The organism is Pseudochrobactrum kiredjianiae, from assembly GCF_030362795.1.
GTDB classification, from domain to species: Bacteria; Pseudomonadota; Alphaproteobacteria; order Rhizobiales; family Rhizobiaceae; genus Pseudochrobactrum; species Pseudochrobactrum kiredjianiae.
Genome location: NZ_JAUCBM010000001.1, coordinates 1,166,164 through 1,185,232, shown reverse-complemented (window position 1 = coordinate 1,185,232; position 19,069 = coordinate 1,166,164). Strand labels below are relative to the sequence as shown.

General features: G+C 47.9%; 15 protein-coding genes. 8 read left to right on the top strand and 7 right to left on the bottom strand.

Annotated elements, in window-relative coordinates; all coding sequences use genetic code 11:
* Positions 1-79: 79 nt before the first annotated feature.
* Positions 80-682 carry a hypothetical protein gene (locus QUF18_RS05210; protein ID WP_289385879.1) on the bottom strand — a complete coding sequence of 201 codons (603 nt, stop codon included), beginning with the start codon at positions 680-682 and terminating at the stop codon, positions 80-82.
* Between the two features lie 47 nt (positions 683-729).
* Complete coding sequence (locus QUF18_RS05205) at positions 730-972, bottom strand: hypothetical protein (protein ID WP_289385876.1); 243 nt, start codon at positions 970-972, stop codon at positions 730-732.
* A 341-nt stretch (positions 973-1,313) separates the two neighbouring features.
* Here QUF18_RS05205 and QUF18_RS05200 point away from each other — a divergent pair, with 341 nt between their 5' ends.
* Positions 1,314-2,501: a pyridoxal phosphate-dependent aminotransferase gene (locus QUF18_RS05200; RefSeq protein WP_289385874.1), complete on the top strand. Its 1,188-nt coding sequence runs from the start codon at positions 1,314-1,316 to the stop codon at positions 2,499-2,501.
* 65 nt (positions 2,502-2,566) lie between these two features.
* Here QUF18_RS05200 and QUF18_RS05195 read toward each other — a convergent pair whose 3' ends face one another.
* From QUF18_RS05195 to QUF18_RS05175, 5 genes are all read right to left on the bottom strand, one after another.
* On the bottom strand, positions 2,567-4,261 hold the full coding sequence (locus tag QUF18_RS05195) for an ABC transporter permease subunit (protein ID WP_289385872.1): 1,695 nt from the start codon (positions 4,259-4,261) through the stop codon (positions 2,567-2,569).
* Positions 4,258-5,343, bottom strand: coding sequence for an ABC transporter ATP-binding protein (locus tag QUF18_RS05190; RefSeq protein WP_289385869.1), 1,086 nt, complete (start codon positions 5,341-5,343; stop codon positions 4,258-4,260). The genes QUF18_RS05195 and QUF18_RS05190 overlap by 4 nt, the downstream gene beginning before the upstream one ends.
* Positions 5,344-5,751: 408 nt before the next feature.
* Complete coding sequence (locus QUF18_RS05185; protein WP_289385867.1) at positions 5,752-6,759, bottom strand: ABC transporter substrate-binding protein; 1,008 nt, start codon at positions 6,757-6,759, stop codon at positions 5,752-5,754.
* A gap of 470 nt (positions 6,760-7,229) precedes the next feature.
* Positions 7,230-8,270 carry a DUF2865 domain-containing protein gene (locus tag QUF18_RS05180; RefSeq protein ID WP_289385865.1) on the bottom strand — a complete coding sequence of 347 codons (1,041 nt, stop codon included), beginning with the start codon at positions 8,268-8,270 and terminating at the stop codon, positions 7,230-7,232.
* A gap of 77 nt (positions 8,271-8,347) precedes the next feature.
* The gene (locus QUF18_RS05175; protein ID WP_289385862.1) at positions 8,348-9,499 is read right to left on the bottom strand and encodes a GGDEF domain-containing protein; all 1,152 of its coding nucleotides are present in this window, start codon (positions 9,497-9,499) and stop codon (positions 8,348-8,350) included.
* 441 nt (positions 9,500-9,940) lie between these two features.
* Here QUF18_RS05175 and QUF18_RS05170 point away from each other — a divergent pair, with 441 nt between their 5' ends.
* The 7 genes from QUF18_RS05170 (at position 9,941) to QUF18_RS05140 (ending at position 18,959) form a co-directional block, all read left to right on the top strand.
* Entirely contained in the window at positions 9,941-11,488 is a 1,548-nt protein-coding gene (locus tag QUF18_RS05170; protein ID WP_289385860.1) for a site-specific integrase, read from the top strand.
* 262 nt (positions 11,489-11,750) lie between these two features.
* Positions 11,751-12,173 (top strand): BRO-N domain-containing protein, encoded by a 423-nt coding sequence (locus tag QUF18_RS05165; RefSeq protein WP_353074488.1) that lies wholly within the window; start codon positions 11,751-11,753, stop codon positions 12,171-12,173.
* Positions 12,174-12,362: 189 nt separating this feature from the next.
* Positions 12,363-12,641: a hypothetical protein gene (locus QUF18_RS05160; protein WP_289385858.1), complete on the top strand. Its 279-nt coding sequence runs from the start codon at positions 12,363-12,365 to the stop codon at positions 12,639-12,641.
* A gap of 171 nt (positions 12,642-12,812) precedes the next feature.
* On the top strand, positions 12,813-13,277 hold the full coding sequence (locus QUF18_RS05155; protein ID WP_353074487.1) for a BRO-N domain-containing protein: 465 nt from the start codon (positions 12,813-12,815) through the stop codon (positions 13,275-13,277).
* Positions 13,277-13,789 carry a Rha family transcriptional regulator gene (locus QUF18_RS05150; RefSeq protein WP_289385857.1) on the top strand — a complete coding sequence of 171 codons (513 nt, stop codon included), beginning with the start codon at positions 13,277-13,279 and terminating at the stop codon, positions 13,787-13,789. Before QUF18_RS05155 ends, QUF18_RS05150 begins: the two co-directional genes overlap by 1 nt.
* A 367-nt stretch (positions 13,790-14,156) precedes the next feature.
* A complete protein-coding gene (locus tag QUF18_RS05145) occupies positions 14,157-14,861 on the top strand; it encodes a hypothetical protein (protein WP_289385855.1) in 705 nt (234 codons plus the stop codon).
* Positions 14,862-15,107: 246 nt separating this feature from the next.
* Positions 15,108-18,959, top strand: coding sequence for a transglycosylase SLT domain-containing protein (locus tag QUF18_RS05140; RefSeq protein ID WP_289385851.1), 3,852 nt, complete (start codon positions 15,108-15,110; stop codon positions 18,957-18,959).
* The last annotated feature ends 110 nt before the right edge of the window (positions 18,960-19,069 follow it).

Below are 19,069 nucleotides of genomic sequence, written 5' to 3'. Positions count from 1 at the left end.
ACTTAACGCTTGTGAATCAAATTTATGAAACACACAAAAACCAGACTATCCGACGATATCAGCGTGTAGCATCACGCAGTCAGTCTGGCATCAGATATGTCAGAACAAAAAAATCCAGCAGGATTAAAAGGATCAGTAAGCCAATCATATAATATTGAAACCGTTTGCGTTTAATATTCATAGCAACCAGAATAACAATGGTTGATGAAAGCAACAGCCAGAGCTCAAGTTTCATATCGCTGAAATCGCTCTTCAGATAAGCTTCTCTGATCCCCTCTATGCTCTGTACAAAATTAATAAAAATGAAAAGTGAGAACAGCCATTTCTTCCTCGAAAAGAAATAGCTCTCATAGTCTCCGTATTCCTTAACATCATCCGGCGTTAAGGTAACACAGATGAAAAACAGGCCAAAAACGTAGAAAAGCTCTAACACATAAAGATAGATATCGTAGGTTTTGCCACTGCTCTCGAACAGATAATCCCACCAGAACTGGATAATCCATAAAAATACAATGAGCATCCAGCCGGAGTGGATATAGGATATTTTGTTCTTTGACGGATGCTGAATAAATCTGGAAACAAAAATCAACAGCCGCGACAGGCACAGGCTAATGCCCATGCCATTGATGATGCGCATGTGAGAGAACATATCGGTCTGGCTAACAAGACTATCAACGGCCATCACAATCCTCCCTTTATCAGTATGCGCATCTCAATCGCAGAAACGGCTTAGTAAATCATCAGCTCGAAGGAAGACGACATCGACAGCAGCAAAAAGCCGAGAATGGCAAGAACCAGACCGGTTCTGAAATGTTTTGTCGCTTTGACAATATAATTTTTACCTGAGCTCTGTTCGCTATTGCTTTCCAGCGATGTCGAAAACAGCACAATCAGCAAGCCGATCAGCACCGTGACTGAACCCGCGGCACTGAGCAGATCACAGATAAAAAGCGTCAAATTTGTATTGGTCATAAAAGCCTCACGGAACAGATCAAAGAATTATTATGGATGGTTATAAACTCTGTCCGCCAATGACAAGCCTGAACATCTCAACATGCTATAATGTAAGACGTTATTCCTCTCCATTATTTGTAAAATTTTCTGACATTATGCAGAAACAACACTGGTCTTATCTTCGGTTCATGCGATACAACGCATGAATTACTAGAGCGCCGTGTGCCGGACTTGGCACATAAAGGTCGCTCTAACACTTTAAAATTAGAGCATAATTTCACTTAACCAGTCCAAGTTTAAGAAATTATGCTCTACAAGATGCAGCAAGCATGAATAAAAAATACGGAGGAGCGCTCAAGATGCGTTACGCACGAATTACCGAGCGTCTGAGCAGTCAAGGTTCACATAAATGGGCTGTCCATATGCGCGCCCGCGAAATGAAAGCCGCTGGCGAAGAAATTATCGAGCTGACCATCGGCGAGCCGGATATTCCGACCCCGGCAGATATGATTGATGAAGCCGCACGCTCTATGCGCGCCGGCCGCACCCGCTACACCGGCGGTCGCGGTGAGCCTTCAATCCTTGCCGCATTGTCTGACAAGTATTCCAAGCGCACCGGCCGCGCGATCAGCCAGAAGCAGATTCTTTGCTTCCCCGGCACCCAGAGTGCGCTGGCCATTGCCATGTTCGGCTTGGCTGAGGAAGGCGATGAAGTTATCACCACAAATCCTTGCTATGCCACTTATGAAGGCGTGATTAAAGCAACCGGCGCCACACCGGTCTATGTGCCGGTTCATGAGAAAAACGGCTTCCGCCTTCAGGCTGCCGATCTGGAAAAAGCAATTACACCACGCTCGCGTGTGTTGCTCCTCAACAGCCCGCATAATCCGACCGGTGCCATGCTGAGCCGTGAAGAAATCGCGGCCATCGGCGAGGTCTGCATCAAGCATAATCTCTGGATTATTTCCGATGAGGTCTATGAGCTGCTGGTGTTCAACGGCGAGTTCTCCTCCCCGCTCGACTTAAGCGAACTGCGTGACCGTACTGTTGTGGTTGCCTCTATCTCCAAATCCCATTCGGCTCCGGGTTTCCGCAGTGGCTGGTGCATCGGACCGGAAGAATTTACCGAGCGGCTGCTGCCTTTGTCAGAGCATCTGTTGTTTGGTGTGCAGCCATTTATCGCTGATATGACAGCCTATGCGCTGAACCGTCCTGCAACGGCCGCCAAGCAGATGCTTGAGAACTTCTATCGCCGTGCGCAAATGATATCCGAGCGGCTGGATGGTCAGACTGGAATTGCCTGCAAAATCCCGCAAGCAGGTATGTTCATTCTGGTTGATATTCGTGCCACTGGTCTGACCGGTGCAGACTTCGCCATGCGCCTGCTGGAAGAAGAAAAAATCGCCACGATGCCCGGAGATTCCTTTGGCAGCAATCTCGTCGGCTTCCTGCGTCTCAGCCTCAGCGTTGCAGATCATCAGATTGATGATGCCTGCGCCGGTATGGTGCGGCTTGCCCAGCGCATAACTTTAGAAAAAGCGGCCTGATTGGTTGCACTGAATTAAAAAAAGCCCGCCTCATCACTGAGGCGGGCTTTTTACTATCTCTTGCTTTAACGGATCAGCGTCACGTGTTTGGCACCGAATGCCCAGAGAATACCGCGCACGATCACAAGAGCTGCGATCACAATCAGCATAATACACACGGAGAATGCTGCCGCCTGATTAACTGCACCGCGATCAGATAATTGCAGCACCGAGATCGAAGCAACCTGCGTTGACGGCGTGGTGAGAAAGATCACTGCCGACAGCGATACCATAGTGCGCATGAAGAACAACACGCCTACGCCCAGTAATGTCGGCCAGAGCAAAGGCAAGGTCACTTTGCGCAATGTGGTTAGCACACTGCCGCCCAGCATGGTTGATGCCTCATCAAAAGAACCGCTGATCTGTTTCAGACTGGTCGAGGAAATCAAAAACGCATGCGCATGATTATAATAGACACTGAGAATGATAATCAGCGCAAAGCTGCCATAGAGAAAATGCAGCGGATTGGACGGATTATTGAAGGCCAGTACATAGCCAAGCCCCAACACCATGCCCGGCACTGCGGAAGGCAGAATAGCGAGAAATGCCAGAGGGCCGGTCAGCGGATTTTTGAATTTCTGTACCGCAATTGCTGTCATACCAGCAATCGCCACACCCAGCACGGCCGTTGCCAGACTGATCTTCACACTATTCCATAAAGGCGCGGTGCCGTTCTGCACATCAAAATGATAATGCTGTAGCGTAAAGCTCATATTATAAGGCCAGAGCTTAACGAAACTTGCCAGAACCACAACCAGAATAACACTCAGGATCAATGCCATAATAACATAGGCATAGATGCTCAAAAGCAGATCGCGCTTGCGCGATGGCCGCACAACCATCGGCCGCGCCTGCGAAGTGAGCAATGCCTGTTGCTGCTTGGTCAGGCGTTTCTCGACGATCTTGGCAAAGATTGCCGGTAGCAGCAACACGATCCCGATCACCGCACCAAGGCCAAACTGTGCCTGCCCGATAACCTGATTGTAAACCTCAGTCGCCAATACGTTGAAGTCGCCGCCAATGACCATCGGATTACCGAAATCTGTCAGCACCAAATTGAACACCACGAAACAGGCTGCCGCCAGACCATAGCGTGTGGCAGGCAATGTCTGGGTGCGGAAAATACGCCAAGGCCCCGCCCCCAGCACTTCCGCACTCTCATGCAGACGCGCATCACTTACCGCTAGAGCTGCCGAAAGGATCAGAAAGGCATAAGGGAAAGCATAAAGCGCATTGGCAATCACCACACCCCAGAAGCCATAAATATCAATATCCATCCTCATCCAGCGATTGAGGATACCATTGCGCCCGAGCAGCAAAACCAGCCCCTGCGCCTGCACCAGTGACGGCGCGAAAAGCGGTATCAGCGCTGCCATGCGCAGCATGGATTTGAACGGCACATGCGCCCGTTGCAGCGTATAGGCATAGGCATAAGCCATACTGGTCACAAGGATCGTACAGGTCAGTGCCATACCTAAACTGTTCAGCACCAGCGTCCAAAAACGGGCTGCCGTGAATGTGCTGATAAAGTTGCCGAGGCCAAAACCAGCCGGCGTGCTGAAGCCAAGCACCAGAATAGCCCAAAGCGGCATAACCAGAAAGATCAGGATCAGCGCAGTAACACCAAGCGTTACTGCCCATGAAATGAAATTATCGCTGAATAAGCCGCGCTTCAGACCGGCGCCGGTGGTCGTAGAAACGGATAACTCGGCGCTACTCATGACAGCACCCGCAAGGCATCAGCAGGCAGATGCACGGTTACCGCATCGCCAGTCTGCGGCAACACACCAGTTTTATTTGCGGCTCCATGCATTTCCACACTGATTTTAATATCCGGTCTCTTATCCGGCACCACTTCCAGCCGCGATATGTGCCCCAGATAAATCTGACTGCGGATTATCGCCGGAAAATGATTATCATCTGCAACGGCTTGCGCTGCTGGCAACAGATTGATGGATTCCGGCCGTATTCCGACCTTGCTGACCGGCGCTGTATGACCACTATTGCTATGATCCAGTTTCAGGATTTTATCAGCAAAATGCAGATCATTGCCTGTTGCCTTATCCTCCGTTGCTTTATCCAGAGTTAAAATATTCATACGACCGATAAAGTCGGCCACAAAGCTGGTCTGCGGTTGCTGGTACAGCATCTGTGGTGTGCCGGTCTGTTCAATATGACCATCCTTCATCACCACAATCACATCGGCCATTGCCAATGCTTCTTCCTGATCGTGTGTCACCATGATTGTGGTAATGCCGACGCGCTTTTGCAGCGCACGGATTTCATTACGAAGCTCCTCACGCACTTTCGCATCCAGCGCAGAGAGCGGCTCATCCAGCAAAAGGAGTGAAGGATTAGGAGCCAATGCGCGGGCAATCGCAATACGCTGCTGCTGACCACCGGACATTTGGGCGGGTAATTTTTCTGCCTGACTGTCCAGATGTACCAAATCCAGCATTTCACGCACGCGTGTCGCAATCTGCGCTTTTGTCCAGCTCCGGCATTCCAGCCCATAGGCGATATTACGCGCAGCCGTCATATGCGGAAACAGCGAGTAAGACTGAAATACAACGCCGAAATTACGTGAACGCGCAGGCGTATGCGACAGATCAGCATCACCCAGCATAATCTTGCCGGAATCGATATCCTCAAGCCCTGCAACGGCACGCAGCAAGGTTGTTTTTCCGCAGCCGGAAGGCCCTAAAAAACACACCAGAGAACCATGCGGAATATTCAGAGAGACATTATCGAGAGCTTTGACGGAGCCATATTGCTTGATGACGTTCTGAATATTCAAATCCATTGGTATACATCCTTTGGTATTTTGTTTTGATGAGACTAGATTCCCTCCTGCATGACGCAGGCCGGTTACTCTCACTTCTTTGATTTCATGCAGTTTTGTGCAAACCGGACGACAACAAAAGATCGCCTGCGAAACGCTCGCAGAATGGTTATCGTCTTGCCCCGACTGCTGTTTTTGCACGGTGTCAAAACACTGTGCGTTCCCTGTTACAACGGTTCCAGTTCAGATTGAATCGCTGGAACCGCTGTAACTGTTTGTTTTTACGCATTATCCGACGCAAAACCGCTTCGCACTTTTGCTGGAAATGCTATATTATTCATTATTGGCAGTCCGTTCTTCAGACTGCGATAAATTTAAGCACATAAAGCGAGACCGGATCGGCTTCTCAGCAATCCGGTCTCATTCATTTTAACGCTCGTATTTCTTCTGCCATGTGTCGATGATCGTTGAACGCTCATCGGCAGCCGCTTTGAAATCAAGCGGATACATAACCTTGGAAACATCCTCTGGCAGGCCAGCCGCTTTAAACTTCTCCGGCATTTCACCGCCCGGAATTGTTACAATAGCTTTCCACTTGTAATATTCGTCTGCAGCAGGCTTGCTTACAGTCCAATCAAGAAAACGCTTTGCAGCATCTTTGTGCTTGGATGATGAAACCAGCGCATTGGCTTCCAGCTCGTTACCGGCGCCTTCTGACGGGATCACCATAGTGATCGGATAACCTTCAGCGATATTCTTGATGGCACGCAGTTCAAAAGATGCGCCGACAGTGTATTCGCCCATAGAAGCGACGTTACACGGTTTGGAACCGGATTTGATATATTGCGCGACGTTTTTGTCGAGACTATCGAGGAAAGCCCAGCCTTTTTCATTGCCCATCTGCTGGATCAGCGAGTCGATCTGGATATAGCCGGTGCCGGAAGAGGCAGGGTTCGGCATAACCACTTCGCCCTTAAATGCAGGATCAGTCAGATCAGCCCATGACTTAGGCATGGTCAGACCTTTGGCTTTCAGGCGCTCGTTATTCACGCAGAAAGCTGCCATATAGCCGGTGACGGCAAACCAACGGTCTTCCTTGTCACGGAACTGTGCAGGCACAGCGTCAATATTGGCAGGCTTGTAAGCTTCCAGTGTTTTAAGAATATCCGGATTGAACAGGGATGTTACTGCAACGCCCCAAAGCACATCGTGCTGCGGGTTCGCTTGTTCAGCGATAATACGTGCAACAAGATCACCATTGGATAGGCGCAACATATTAATATCGAGATCCGGCAGCGCTTTCTTCGCTTCTGCCAGAAACGCCGCCGCCTCATCTTCCTCATAAACAGTATAAACGGTAATCGTTTCGGCCAAAGCTGAACCGGCCATCAAAGTTGCAGCCAGTGCACCCAGAGTCTTCAGATAAGTTTTGCGCATATGTAAGCCCCCATCCTGTGAATTTTGTTTGAGTTTTTATAAAGTTCCCACACATAATGATGAAATAACAGCAGATATCAATGCGAATTTTTGAAAGCATGTCAGAACCCGCAGCCGCAGAAAGCAATTTCTGCACCGGTATTGCTGTCATAATATCGCGGAATCTGCACAGCTGATTAAAGCAGGCAGAGCGCTCTAATTTCTTTAATTCCCCGCATTATCAGGGTGGCTGAAAGACAAGCCTCCCGAAAATACGCAGATATAAAATGTAAAAACAGAGACGGATCAAAAGCCGCCTTCATCAACATAGTTTGAAAATCTTGCCTGTGGATTTTATCAGGCGCATGTCCGTTTGCGGCAAAAAATAGCGTAATTAGCTAAAATGTAATAAAACTTACATTCATAAAAAAGCATCGGCGGTCATTACCTGAGCATAACCTGCCGATGCATGAAATCATTATATCCGTATATTATTCTATACTTTTATCGGTCCGCAATCCCGCATCAGTATGCAGTTTCTCTGTTTCAAAATTTATCAGCTTATCATTATCCTGCTGCAAAAATTCAGGGCCGATAATGCGCACATTCCGGTCAGCCAGTTCCTCCGTCAAATCTCTTTCCGGAGCAGCATCAGCTAAGCTTTCATCATCAACAGACCCGGCTTGAACAGATGCTGTTTTTGATACTGCAATCCCCTTGGTTTTCTTAGGTTTTTCGCGACTGAATTTTACCTGCTGAATATAAGAATTATACCTGTCCCAATTGCATTTGCTGAAGTTACGATCCGTCTGGTACCGGTAAGCCGCAGGCAGGCTGCCGTAAGTTTCACGCCTATCCACCGACAGCATACCTGACGTTTCTGCCGCCGGATCATTCAGCACATAAAGATTCACATCTGACGTTTCACAGATAAAACTACATTGTGCGAGCGTCTCTTTAATCTGGTCGCTTCTCGCATATTGTGAATGCGGTGCCGGAAAATAATAACCGTCGGAAAGACGCACACAGAACAGCAGCGGCGTGCCTGAATACTTGCCCAAGAACTGACTGGGTGCGCCCGCAACAATCTCTGCTTTCTTCACATTGACTACTGGCGGTGTTTTTGCTGTGCGCTTTGGTGTCACTGTTGTTGAAACAGTATTCGTTCCGCTGCATCTAGCAAGCGCTGCAGAATTTGACTGTAATTTTGACTGGATATCGCCGCGGCGCTGAGCCAGATCCCGACAGGCATTAAAAAAACCGCCTTGCGCGTTTTCTGCAGTGCACTTCCGGCTGCGTTCCAGATTTTTCACCGCAGCTAATTGCCGTTTTAAAGCAGAATCTTGAGAGATCAGTGAACTGTCAGAGCAAAGAGCTGCCAAAGCCGGAGATGTCGCTAAAAATGCGACCACAAAAAGGAATGGCAGAGACAACCATTTAACAGAAACAGGTATCATTTCCCGCAGGTTTCTGCGCAGGAAATAGATTTGTCTGTACTCCACTACCACACCTTTACGCACTTCTTCCTCCACAATTTTACTTAAGCTAATTTAGAGAGAAAAAATTAAAAGCAAAGGAAAATATATAATATCTCACATAATAATCATACTTATACAGCAAATATTTCCACTCTGTTGCGGCCCTTATTTTTAGCCATATACAGACTGACATCAGCTTTCTTTGTAATATCTGACAAGGATGTTACGCCAGCCACAGTCTGGCATACACCCGCACTAATTGTCAGGCGCACTATATTGCCGCCGTGCTCAAAAGCATCATTTTCTACAGCTTTACGGGCACGTTCAGCAAATTCATAAGCTTCCCTGAGAGTCGTATCCGGAAGGATCACAGCGAATTCTTCACCACCAATACGCGCAACCACATCTTTTTTCCGGAAGATCGTCGTCAGAATATTCGCACAACGCCTCAATGCGACATCGCCCGCCTCATGCCCATAATCATCATTCACCCGTTTAAAATGATCAATATCGAGCAGAATTAAAGTCAGCGAGCCTAAATCAGGTCTTTGTCCGGCTAAAGCGAGCTCAAACGCACGACGATTATACAGCTCTGTCAACGGATCGAGCAGTGTCATTTGTTTTAATTCAGAAATTCCGCGCTCATAGGCGAGTGAAATCGCGAATGCCCCACTCGCCACGATATGCACGGAAATTGCCAGCAGCAACACTGTCAGCAAGCCGTCATTGGGCAGCAATGTCATATTTTGCGGACCGATAATTCCCTGCACGACACGCGCAACAAATCCGACACCAACAATACTATAGGCGATAACCAAGCCCCATCGGGAGGGCAAAACCTCTCCGTTCGGCCGGACCAACTCACGTATAATCAGCACAATTTCTGCCAAAAACAGAAGATTAACAAACCCGAAAATAAATTTATTGCTCACATAGGAAGAAACTGAATATGGAACCAATAAAACCAGCAAGATGACAATATTAACTTCAATGTAGTTTTTGCGGTAAAAGAAACTTCTCAGAGCCTGCCAGCGCAGCGCAATACCTATAACCATGAAACCGTTGACAATAATCAATTGCAGCATCTGCGTACGGTCAATAATGACAAATGCGGTAAATCCAAGCGCTAATATAAAATTAGCGGCAACCCAATACAGCCAATAAATTCTGTCCCGCTGCTTCAGCCAGATACAAAAAAACGCGATCGAAAATGCTGCAAGAGAAATTGCATTAACAATAAATAACGAGTTTGGATCAATATTCGTAATGTACTGAATGATCATCGACGATAAAACCCTTTTGTCGACAAACTAAATTCCCTTTTAGGATAGACAATATCCCTGAGTATCTTCTACTGAAAAGAAGAACCTTAATTAGGATCCACCAATCAGTTACATTTCATATAAGCAGATCTTTTAATATCCATCGTAATGCCGCATAGCATTATAAAAGCAGAGATGATGTACCACAGCTTTATATAAAAAGCGACATTTTGAATCTAAGCCAGATAAAAAATATAAACACCAGCTAAGTGCCAATGCGCTTAAATACAGTTTTTCTCTGACTAATAGAAAAATGAAAAATATTACTAAAAGGAGATGGCTGGGGCGCCTGGACTCCCACTCTTTTCTGTATAACCCCATAGAAATCATTGAATTTATTACCTTATCTGGTATGCATGCACTCCAAACGTGTACCACCAACGTGTACTACCAGTGAGCAATATGGCCGATACCCGCTACCTTAAGAAACGCCGTCAGACATGGTATTTCTGCATCAAAGTTCCCTCCAATGCTAAAGCCACAATCGGCAAGTCTGACATTACCCAATCTCTGCAAACACGCGATTTAACGGAAGCTCAGAAACTTCGCTGGCCTCTTGTCGCAGATTGGTCTGCAAGATTTGAGGTTGCCAGTGGGTCAAGGTCGTGGTCAGCAGCAGAAATCGAACAACACGCACAACGTGAATTTCATCAGACGCTCGAAATGATGGAAGAGCATAGTCATGACGACGACACCACAGCACTTTTCGCTGAGCTTGAAGGGGACAAGCTAGCAAACAAGCAGCTACCTGAAAGAGAACGCGCCTTGACCGTAGCCCGCATACAGGCGGCTGTAGGACGGAGGGCGGCACTGAGCGGCAAATCTTTCACTGCCCCTACAGTCTTTGGGCGCAATGCTATTGACCTTGTTACACTGCAACCAGTCACCAAACCTAAGAAGTCAACGGGATTGGCTTTCTCGAACGCTGCTGAACGATACATTGAAGAGACACAGCGCGATACCGCTTCAAAACTTACAGAACAAACACGGGGTCAGTACGAGGCTGTTTACCGGCTCTTTACTCAGTGGGCTAAAGACCCTCAGCTTGCAGACATTGAACGCGAACAAGTTGCTGCTTTTCTGGATAAGGTTGCCACTCTTGACCCTCATTGGGGTCGTAGCCCGCAAACCAAACAACGAGACTTCAACGCCATATACGAGCTATACGGCAACCATGAGACGGGCTTAAGCAACCGCACAATCAATCGCTATGCTACCGCTCTGTCATTGGTCTGGCAGTGGGCGAAACGTCGAAGCGCCCTTAAAGGTGAAAACCCGTTTGATGACCAACACCGTAAAATCGGTGAGAAGAGAAAAACAACAAAATACCCCTACACCACAGAAGAGCTTAAATTATTGGTCAGCTCCCCTGATGCTACACCCAGCAAACAAACCACCAAGAACACCCTAGCGTGGCTTTGCCTGATATCAGCATATAGCGGTTTACGACTGAATGAAATGTGCGACCGCAAGACCACAGACCTCAAGCAAGAGAATGGTGTCTGGTATTTTGACGTGGCTAATGCAAAGTCCGAGGCCGGTGATAGACGTGTGCCAGTTCATTCTATTCTCATTAAAGCTGGCCTACTGGACTTCGTAAACCACCACAAAGATGAATGGCTCTTTCCACATCTCAAAGCAGGTGGCCCCGATAAAAAGCGGTCGTGGTATATTACCCAACGATTTACCGAACACAGAAGAAAGCTAGGCGTTACCAGAATTGACGACAGGACAGGGAAAGAGCGTGTTGATTTTCATTCATTCCGCAGGACTGCAATCAAAGCCCTAGAACGCGCCCGCCTGCCACAGACGGAAGTTGCTCAAGTTGTAGGCCATGAACGTGGCGGGATAACTTACGGCACATACAACCCAGACGGCCTAGACATTAAAGCCCTGCAAGAAGTGGTAGAGGCAATTAGCTACCCAGAGCTTGAAGCCACACTGCAATAAAAAACAAGAGAGTATTAGATGCTCTCTGCCTTGTTAGACTCAATGACTAAAATAGCGATTAACAGCTGGGCGCAGCGGTAAACTAGCCCTCCTTTTAAGGGAAAGGTCGCAGCACCTAAACACCGCGACCTTTAAATTTAGTAATCACAGTCTCGATCACTGTGCCCTTTTCTTCCTCCCCTCAGCGCAGAAGGCAGGGATAGTGTACGATTTATATATTCACAGCGATAAATCAAGCTGGCGATAACGAAACACCCTCACAATCTTCAACTTCAACAGTAATAAAATTCGCGTAGTCACCATTAATGGCCAGCCTTGGTTTGTGGCGAAGGATGTCTGTAAAACGCTGAACATGGTCAGCAGAGCCGGAACTACCCCGTGGCTTGTGGGGCTAGACAGTGACGAGAAGCAACGATTGCGCCGTGATCTACTACCTAAGCTATTCTTAGGCAGTCGCGCAGGTTCACTGAATATCGTTACCGAAAGCGGCCTCTACAAACTCATCATGCGTTCGGACAAACCCGAAGCCCGTGGGTTTCAGAACTGGGTAACTCGTGAAGTCCTCCCAACTATACGCAAAACAGGTTCCTATTCTGTCAGTAAGGAAGGTACGCAACCTCCTGCATCATGTGGTGCAGAGACATTCTTCCACAGTCTCTATACAGATGTGAATAGATCAGCGTGACACAGATTTGCGTCACATCGACGACTAAGTGTTTGAAAAGAAATAAAATCTTCCAGATGTAAAATCTACATTGAAATCAACCTATTCATAAGTGAATAAGTCATTGAATTTATTATATAAAATTTATTGACTGCAGCATTAAATGTGGTGTCAATTGCCCTCATCCAAATCGCTAGAGGAGCAATTAGAATGGTTATTCGTACACAACAAAGCACATTTGAGTTTTATAGCCTTCGCCGTTTTTATTTCAGGTCAAAATGGCTTGGAGAGGCATTTGCTAATGTTGAACCAGCGCTTGAGAAACGTGAATTTAGCGTGTTTTGGGATACCGAAGATTTGACTGTTTTCAAGGTGTATATCGGTCATTGGCGCTTAACTTATGACGTACCTCAGTGGTCTTTTAAAAAACGCCATGCGCTGAAAGCCGAGCAACTACATAATAAAGAGAAACTACTAGGCACTCTATAAGTACGATTACATTACAATCCTCTGCGTTTTAAAAGGAAAAAGGCCACAGTCTGCATAACTGTAGCCCTTTATTGGTTCCTCTAAGCGCAGAGGGTGGAGCGGTCAAAATGGCCGTTCCGCTCTGCTTATATAAATAAGGTGTGCAATTAAAACAACGGTCTCGCCCTAACAATCTTCAACTTCAACAGCAACGAAATTCGCGTAGTCACCATTGACGACCAGCCTTGGTTCGTGGCGAAGGACGTTTGCCGTGTGCTGGATATTAAGCAGACAACATATGCCATGCATGCTCTTAATACTGACCAGTATAAGCAAGTGTTGAAGTCTATGGTGGGTTCGACCCACGTTAGCTTTCCTAATCGCGGTGCTACCTGCATCTCCGAAGGCGGTCTCAATCGTCTTATTATGCGCTCAGACAAACCCGAGGCTCGTCCTTTCCAAGACTGGATTACCGATGTGGTTATTCCAGCTATCCGCAAAGATGGTGCTTACATCATGGGCGAAGAGAAGGTCGTGTCCGGTGAGATGGACGAAGACGAGTTCGTTCTGAAAGCTATGACGATCTTGCAGGGCAAGGTTGAACGTCTCAAGCTGGAGAATGCGAAGCAAGCTCAGGTCATCACTGAAATGAGGTGATGCTTAAAATATTCTCAAGAATGGTCGCAGAGTGCTTTTTTGTATTTTTAGCCACCCTTCTAGCTTGTTTTACAGAACAACCATCAGGCATGCCATCTCGAGCAAATCAATTACCCCCTCCATATGCATTTTTACACACGGGGCTTTCACTGCTCAGTCGAAGAAGGATTATTCAAATGTACGATACAAATACACCAATCGTAAACGATCATTTTGATGCACCAGCCACAACTAATAGTCGCCATGTAGCTGACATGTTCGGAAAGTCACACAAGGCTGTGCTGAGCAAAATCAAAGAGCTCATTTACATCGAAGCCAGTTTTGCAGATGAATTTCTACCCGCATCCTATACGCTTTCCAGTGGTGTGTTCCGTGTGACTTCATTCAATATGACAAAATCTGGTTTCAACAGTCTTATGCGAATTAGTGGTTTATATGGACGTAAATCCCGCGCTATTGCACAAGAATTTCTTGATGCCTTTGAAGAGGTGCGGGATACACCTCATAATTGAGCGGGATGTTCAATCATATAGCGTAACTGACAAATGTTTATTTGCCTTGAGTGAATAGAATATTCTCACAAATAAAAAATCTCGTCAGTTATGCTATATGTTGAAATCAATTACCCCCTCCATATGGAAGGGGAGAAAATTCCCCCCTCCCGTTTACATACACACACATGATTTCTGAGACCATCATATCTAAAGGACATAAAGGGAGTATGAGAATACGATTATCTTTTGATTTTCTTTAGGTGGTAGTGGTGATGATAAATCATAACCTCTTTGTATAGATAACCTAAAGATACCTTCATAATCCTCTTAACAATCCTGTCTGAGTGACTACCACCACGACAGAGCATCAAGACCACAGTCAATCATGACACCCGACAATCAGGGATATGGTCTTTCATCACTCATTATCATCACATTCACGACCAGAACCTTGCTGATCAATCATGACCAGTGGGGTGTTTTGTCGTGTTGTTGTGCAACCAGCAGAATGGACATGAAATATACAGACGAGATTATAGACCGCAAAACAGGAGAGATAATCTCCGTCAGTTCTGGTGATTGGCTGACCTTAGCAGAGCTTGCTGAGTTTCTTTCCTGTGGTCGCAGGAAGATGACCGTCATCCTCAAAGAGTTGAATTTCTTACAGTTAGAGAATGATGGTCGATACAACCGCCACAGGCTGGCTGACTGGGTGACGACCAAAGGCTGGGGCAAACGTCTACATTGCAAGGGTAGTCAGTATCCCTTTGATGTGGTTAGCCCTGATGCTGTTCTTTGGCTCATAGAGCGTTGGGAAGAAGCTGTTCAGGACTATCAGGATAAGACCTACACCGCAGAGATTGATGCAGCCAGAGAGTCATTACAACGGTTTCAATTTGATCGTGATCGTAGTGATATGACTGTGCAAATGATGGTCTGCTGGCTGACTGACACACTGCCTGAGCTAACACAGGAAAAGATTGCCGGTGTTCTTGATGTAACTCAGCAGGTGGTTAGCAAGTTTCTTAAGACGCGTTCTAAGCAGTTGTCTGAACTGAGACAAATGAAAGCCAATATGTTTTTACCCTAGTTGTACGGGGTATATACACAAGAGTACAACCACCCGTAAAACAAACTTGAACACCGTCAATCACTGACAATCACGACCAGCAGTCATTCATGACAACCGACCTCATAGGTAATCTGGTCTGAAACTCCCCCATCACCACGACCAATTCTGATGCCTCGGCACTTTGCACCCTTCCAGTGTCAGAGCGATATTTGCTGTCTTCGTGGTGGTCATCAAAACCAATCAAAAGAAATAACGGAGTAACCTATGGCTAGAACGTCAAAGGAAATCATCACGTCTGCCGCTACCCGCTACGGTATCGACCCTGATCTAGCCACGCGCATAGCGCATATTGAGACAGGCGGGACGTTCGACCCACGCGCCTTTAACAAGGGCAGTAAGGCTTCCGGCCTGTTTCAGTTCATTCCTTCAACATGGTCGCAGTACGGCAATGGGGCTTCTCCATTTGACCCTGAGGCCAATGCTGATGCAGCTATGCGTCTTCTCTTGGCAAACAAGAAAGTCCTGACTAACCGTCTTGGTCGTGAACCGACAGGCGGTGAAATCTATATGGCACATCAGCAGGGCGCTGGCGGTGCTTCTGCAATTCTCCGACGTGGCGATGAGCTGGCCTATAAGCTGGTCGGTAAGAAGGCTGTAGCAAGCAATCTCCCGACCGCTCGTCGTGGTGAAGCTATGACCATGACAGGCAAGCAGTTCGCTGACTTGTGGACGCAGAAGCTCAATGCGGTCGGTGGTACTCCGCTTGTTAAAGGAGGCACCACAACAGGCTCAATTGACGCTACCAGTGACTTTCGTTCTCATGACGGTATCAACCCTAACCGCACACAAGTAGCGATGGGTGACATTGATACGACCCGCCAAGATGACCAGTTCACAGCCCGTCAGAAACAGCTTGAGGAAGACGAACGCCGCAAACAGGAAGCCCCAAGTCTCTGGCAAGGCGCAAAGATTGCTGTCCAGAATGAATGGTCTCTGCTGGCACCCTTCCGCTTCCTCGGTAACATGCCTGATGACCCCGACTATACCTTTGATGAAAAGGAAATGAAGCGGGTCGGTGAAGGTGTTCCAACCGAGTACCTTAAGGAGTTTGAAGGGGCAGTTTCAGCGCAACATGCAGACGCTATTCGTAGTCGCCTGATGAACCAGCTGGAAAACAACCGCCAGCTGTCCATGATGGGCGGTACTGGCATTGCCCTTAATATCGCGGCTGCTGTGACTGACCCAGCTGCATGGGCGGCAACAGCAGCAATCATGGCCGGTACTGGTGGTCTGGGCGCTCCGGCAGCTCTGGGCGCTCGCTTCGGTCGTATCGGTACGGCAGCGTTAAGTGCTGCTGAGGGTGCGGCTGCAAACGCTCTTGTGGACATTCCGCTGATCGCCACGAACCCTACAAAGGAATGGTCAGACCTCAAATACTCCATTGGTACTGGCATTATCATGGGCGGTGTCTTTAACCAGTATCGCCACGCAAGCCGTGTATTGAGCGATGAGAACGCCCTGATTGAAGATATGGCGCGTAATCTCCACAAAGACCCAGCGCCACAGGCTGACACTCTCGGCTCTTCTGCCGGTGCTAAGCAGGTGGGTTATGTGGAACCGACCTTACGTACCGATGCCCGTGAACAGCATCGTGCATGGAAAGAGTTCGACAAGACCTACAAGCTGGCCTTCGGGCAGGCTCGTTTCGACCTTGCGGCTCAGCTGGGCAAGTCCGGTAATCCAATGGTTCGCGGTGTCGGTAAATACTTTGTTGAAGACGCGACCGGTAATGCCATGAAGGGCGAAGTTACGGCTATTGCCGCGACTGAACGTAAGCGCCGGTATCAGCGTGTAGCAGACGCTAGCTGGGCAATGACCTTCAACGAACAGGGGCAGGCGTTCTTAAAGAACAACAAAGTGCCGTGGACAAAGACCGATCAGGAGCTTTCTAAGTTCTCCGATATGGTCACTGATTACGTTCGTGCTGATGATCTGGCTAAGGCTGCTTTTCCTAAGGAAGTGCAGGCGGCAGGTCAGCAGTGGAACAAGATCATGCAGTCGTGGTGGCAGAAGGCAAGTGATGCCGGTATCGTCCGCTCTGAGATTGGCGCACAGAACTACGTCCCTCGTGTCCCTGATCGCAGTGCTTCAATCGACCTGCTGACTAAGTTCGGTTATCAGAAGGGCGTTGATGGGGAATATGGCGGTGTAACAAAGCTGTTCTCTGAGGCTATCCGTAAGAACCAGCCTGAGATTAAACCTGAGCTGGCCGATAAGATGGGCTTCGCTATCGCTGACCGCATGTATAAGCTCAGCAATGGTCAGGAGTACACAGCAGCCCGTGCCTTGTCCGGTGAAGATATGGACGACCTTCGTCACTTCCTCACGGAGACCAAGGCTAATGGTGACTTCCTCTCAGATGCTGAGATTGAGGAAATCATGGGAGCAGTCAGTCGGAAGCGTTCTGAGCCTAACAAGGATGCTGGCGGTAGTTCACGATTGAAGCATCGTATCATGATGGATGAAAACCATGAGATGAAGCTGAGAGACCCGAACGGTCAGGAGTATGCGGTCAAGGTCAGTGACTTCTATATCCGCGACAGCAACCTGCTCATGAAGATGTATAACAACCAAATGTCCGGTCAGCTGGCATTGGCCGACATTAAGATACCTAACCCGCTCTCTGATACCGACGAATTACTGGTTGATGGTTTCCGCAAGTCCGGTGACTTTGACACTTTCATTGAAAAGGTTCGGGCGGTTGCCGACGAGGAACGTAAGGCAGGCAATACCACTCTCAGTACAGAAGCAGATATTGAGAACCTGAGGTTCGCTTACAATGCTGTTGCTGGTATTCCTAACTACTCCGAGACAGGCAACATCCCGCGCTTCTTACGGCTGCTCAGAGACTTCAACTTCGGTCGTCTTATGGGGCAGGTGGGTTTCTCTCAGATACCTGAGGGTTCCCGTGCAGTGGTGCAGATGGGTTTTAAGACCAGCTACCACGCTCTGCCGTCCTTCCGACAGCTGATGAACACTATCAGGACTGGCAAGTTCACAGACGATCTGGGGGCTGAGATTGACGATATGGTTGCCATTGGCCGTGACTTTGAGATTGCCAAGAAGCTGGTTCATACGGACGACTTCGGTGTTCCAATGCACCTCACTGACAGCGGCTCAAAGTATAGTAAGGCGATGGACTGGGCAGAACCTAAGATGCACCGTATTAATCAGGCGGTAGCGTTATGGTCTGGCATGGTGCCAATCAACAACCTGTTGCAGAAACACGCAGCACGGACATTCTCTCAGAAAATGTTTCAGGCTGCTAATGGTGGTAATCCTATCTCAATGGAACGCCTTCGTTTGGCTGGTCTGAATGATGATCAGGTGAATGGCATTTATGATGCTATTCGCAAGCACAGTAAGAGTGAGAACGGTAAACTACTCGCCCTTGGTAAGGATAACTGGCCTACAGCGGTTCGTGGTGCTTATGAGGATGCTCTTTACAGGGGTATTAAAGGTATGATCTTGGAGAATGACGCAGGTCAATTTGCTAAGATAATGACCACCCCAGTTGGAAAAGTCATCTTGCAGTTCCGCTCGTTTGCCGTTGGGGCTTACACTCGTGGTCTCTTGCAGGGTATCAACATGAGGGACTTTCCTGCCGCTATGCAGCTTCTTACGGGGTCTATCGTCGGTAGTCTGGTCTATGCTGCTCAATCTCATTTGCAGCTCATTGGCGACCCTGACAGGGAACGTAAACTGGCACAGAGACTTGAGTTCGGCAACCTCGCTCTGGCTGGTTTTATGCGGAGTTCTGAGTCGTCGTTGCTACCTATGATGATCGACACAGGAACGTATTTCACGACTGGTGAGACAGTTCTTGATTACCGTTCAAGCGGCCTGACAGGTCTCTGGACAAGCAACCCAACAGGCGACCTTATCGGGACTGCTGGAAATGCCACGTCCGGTATTATCACTGCTTTGTTTGGTGATGACTACTCACGTCCAGACGCTAAGGCTGTTTACGACCTTCTACCGATGCAGCGTATCCTGCCTATGCAGTGGATGTTCAACTTCCTGACTGCTGAGCTGCCACGTAGAGAAATGCCGTAAGAATAGGTGTAGGGGGAAATGTTTGGTGGAAAAATCTGAGACCCCAAATCAGATATATAGAAACCACACATCCCCCCGTGCCACCCCAGTCTTCAATATTCAGAAGGTCA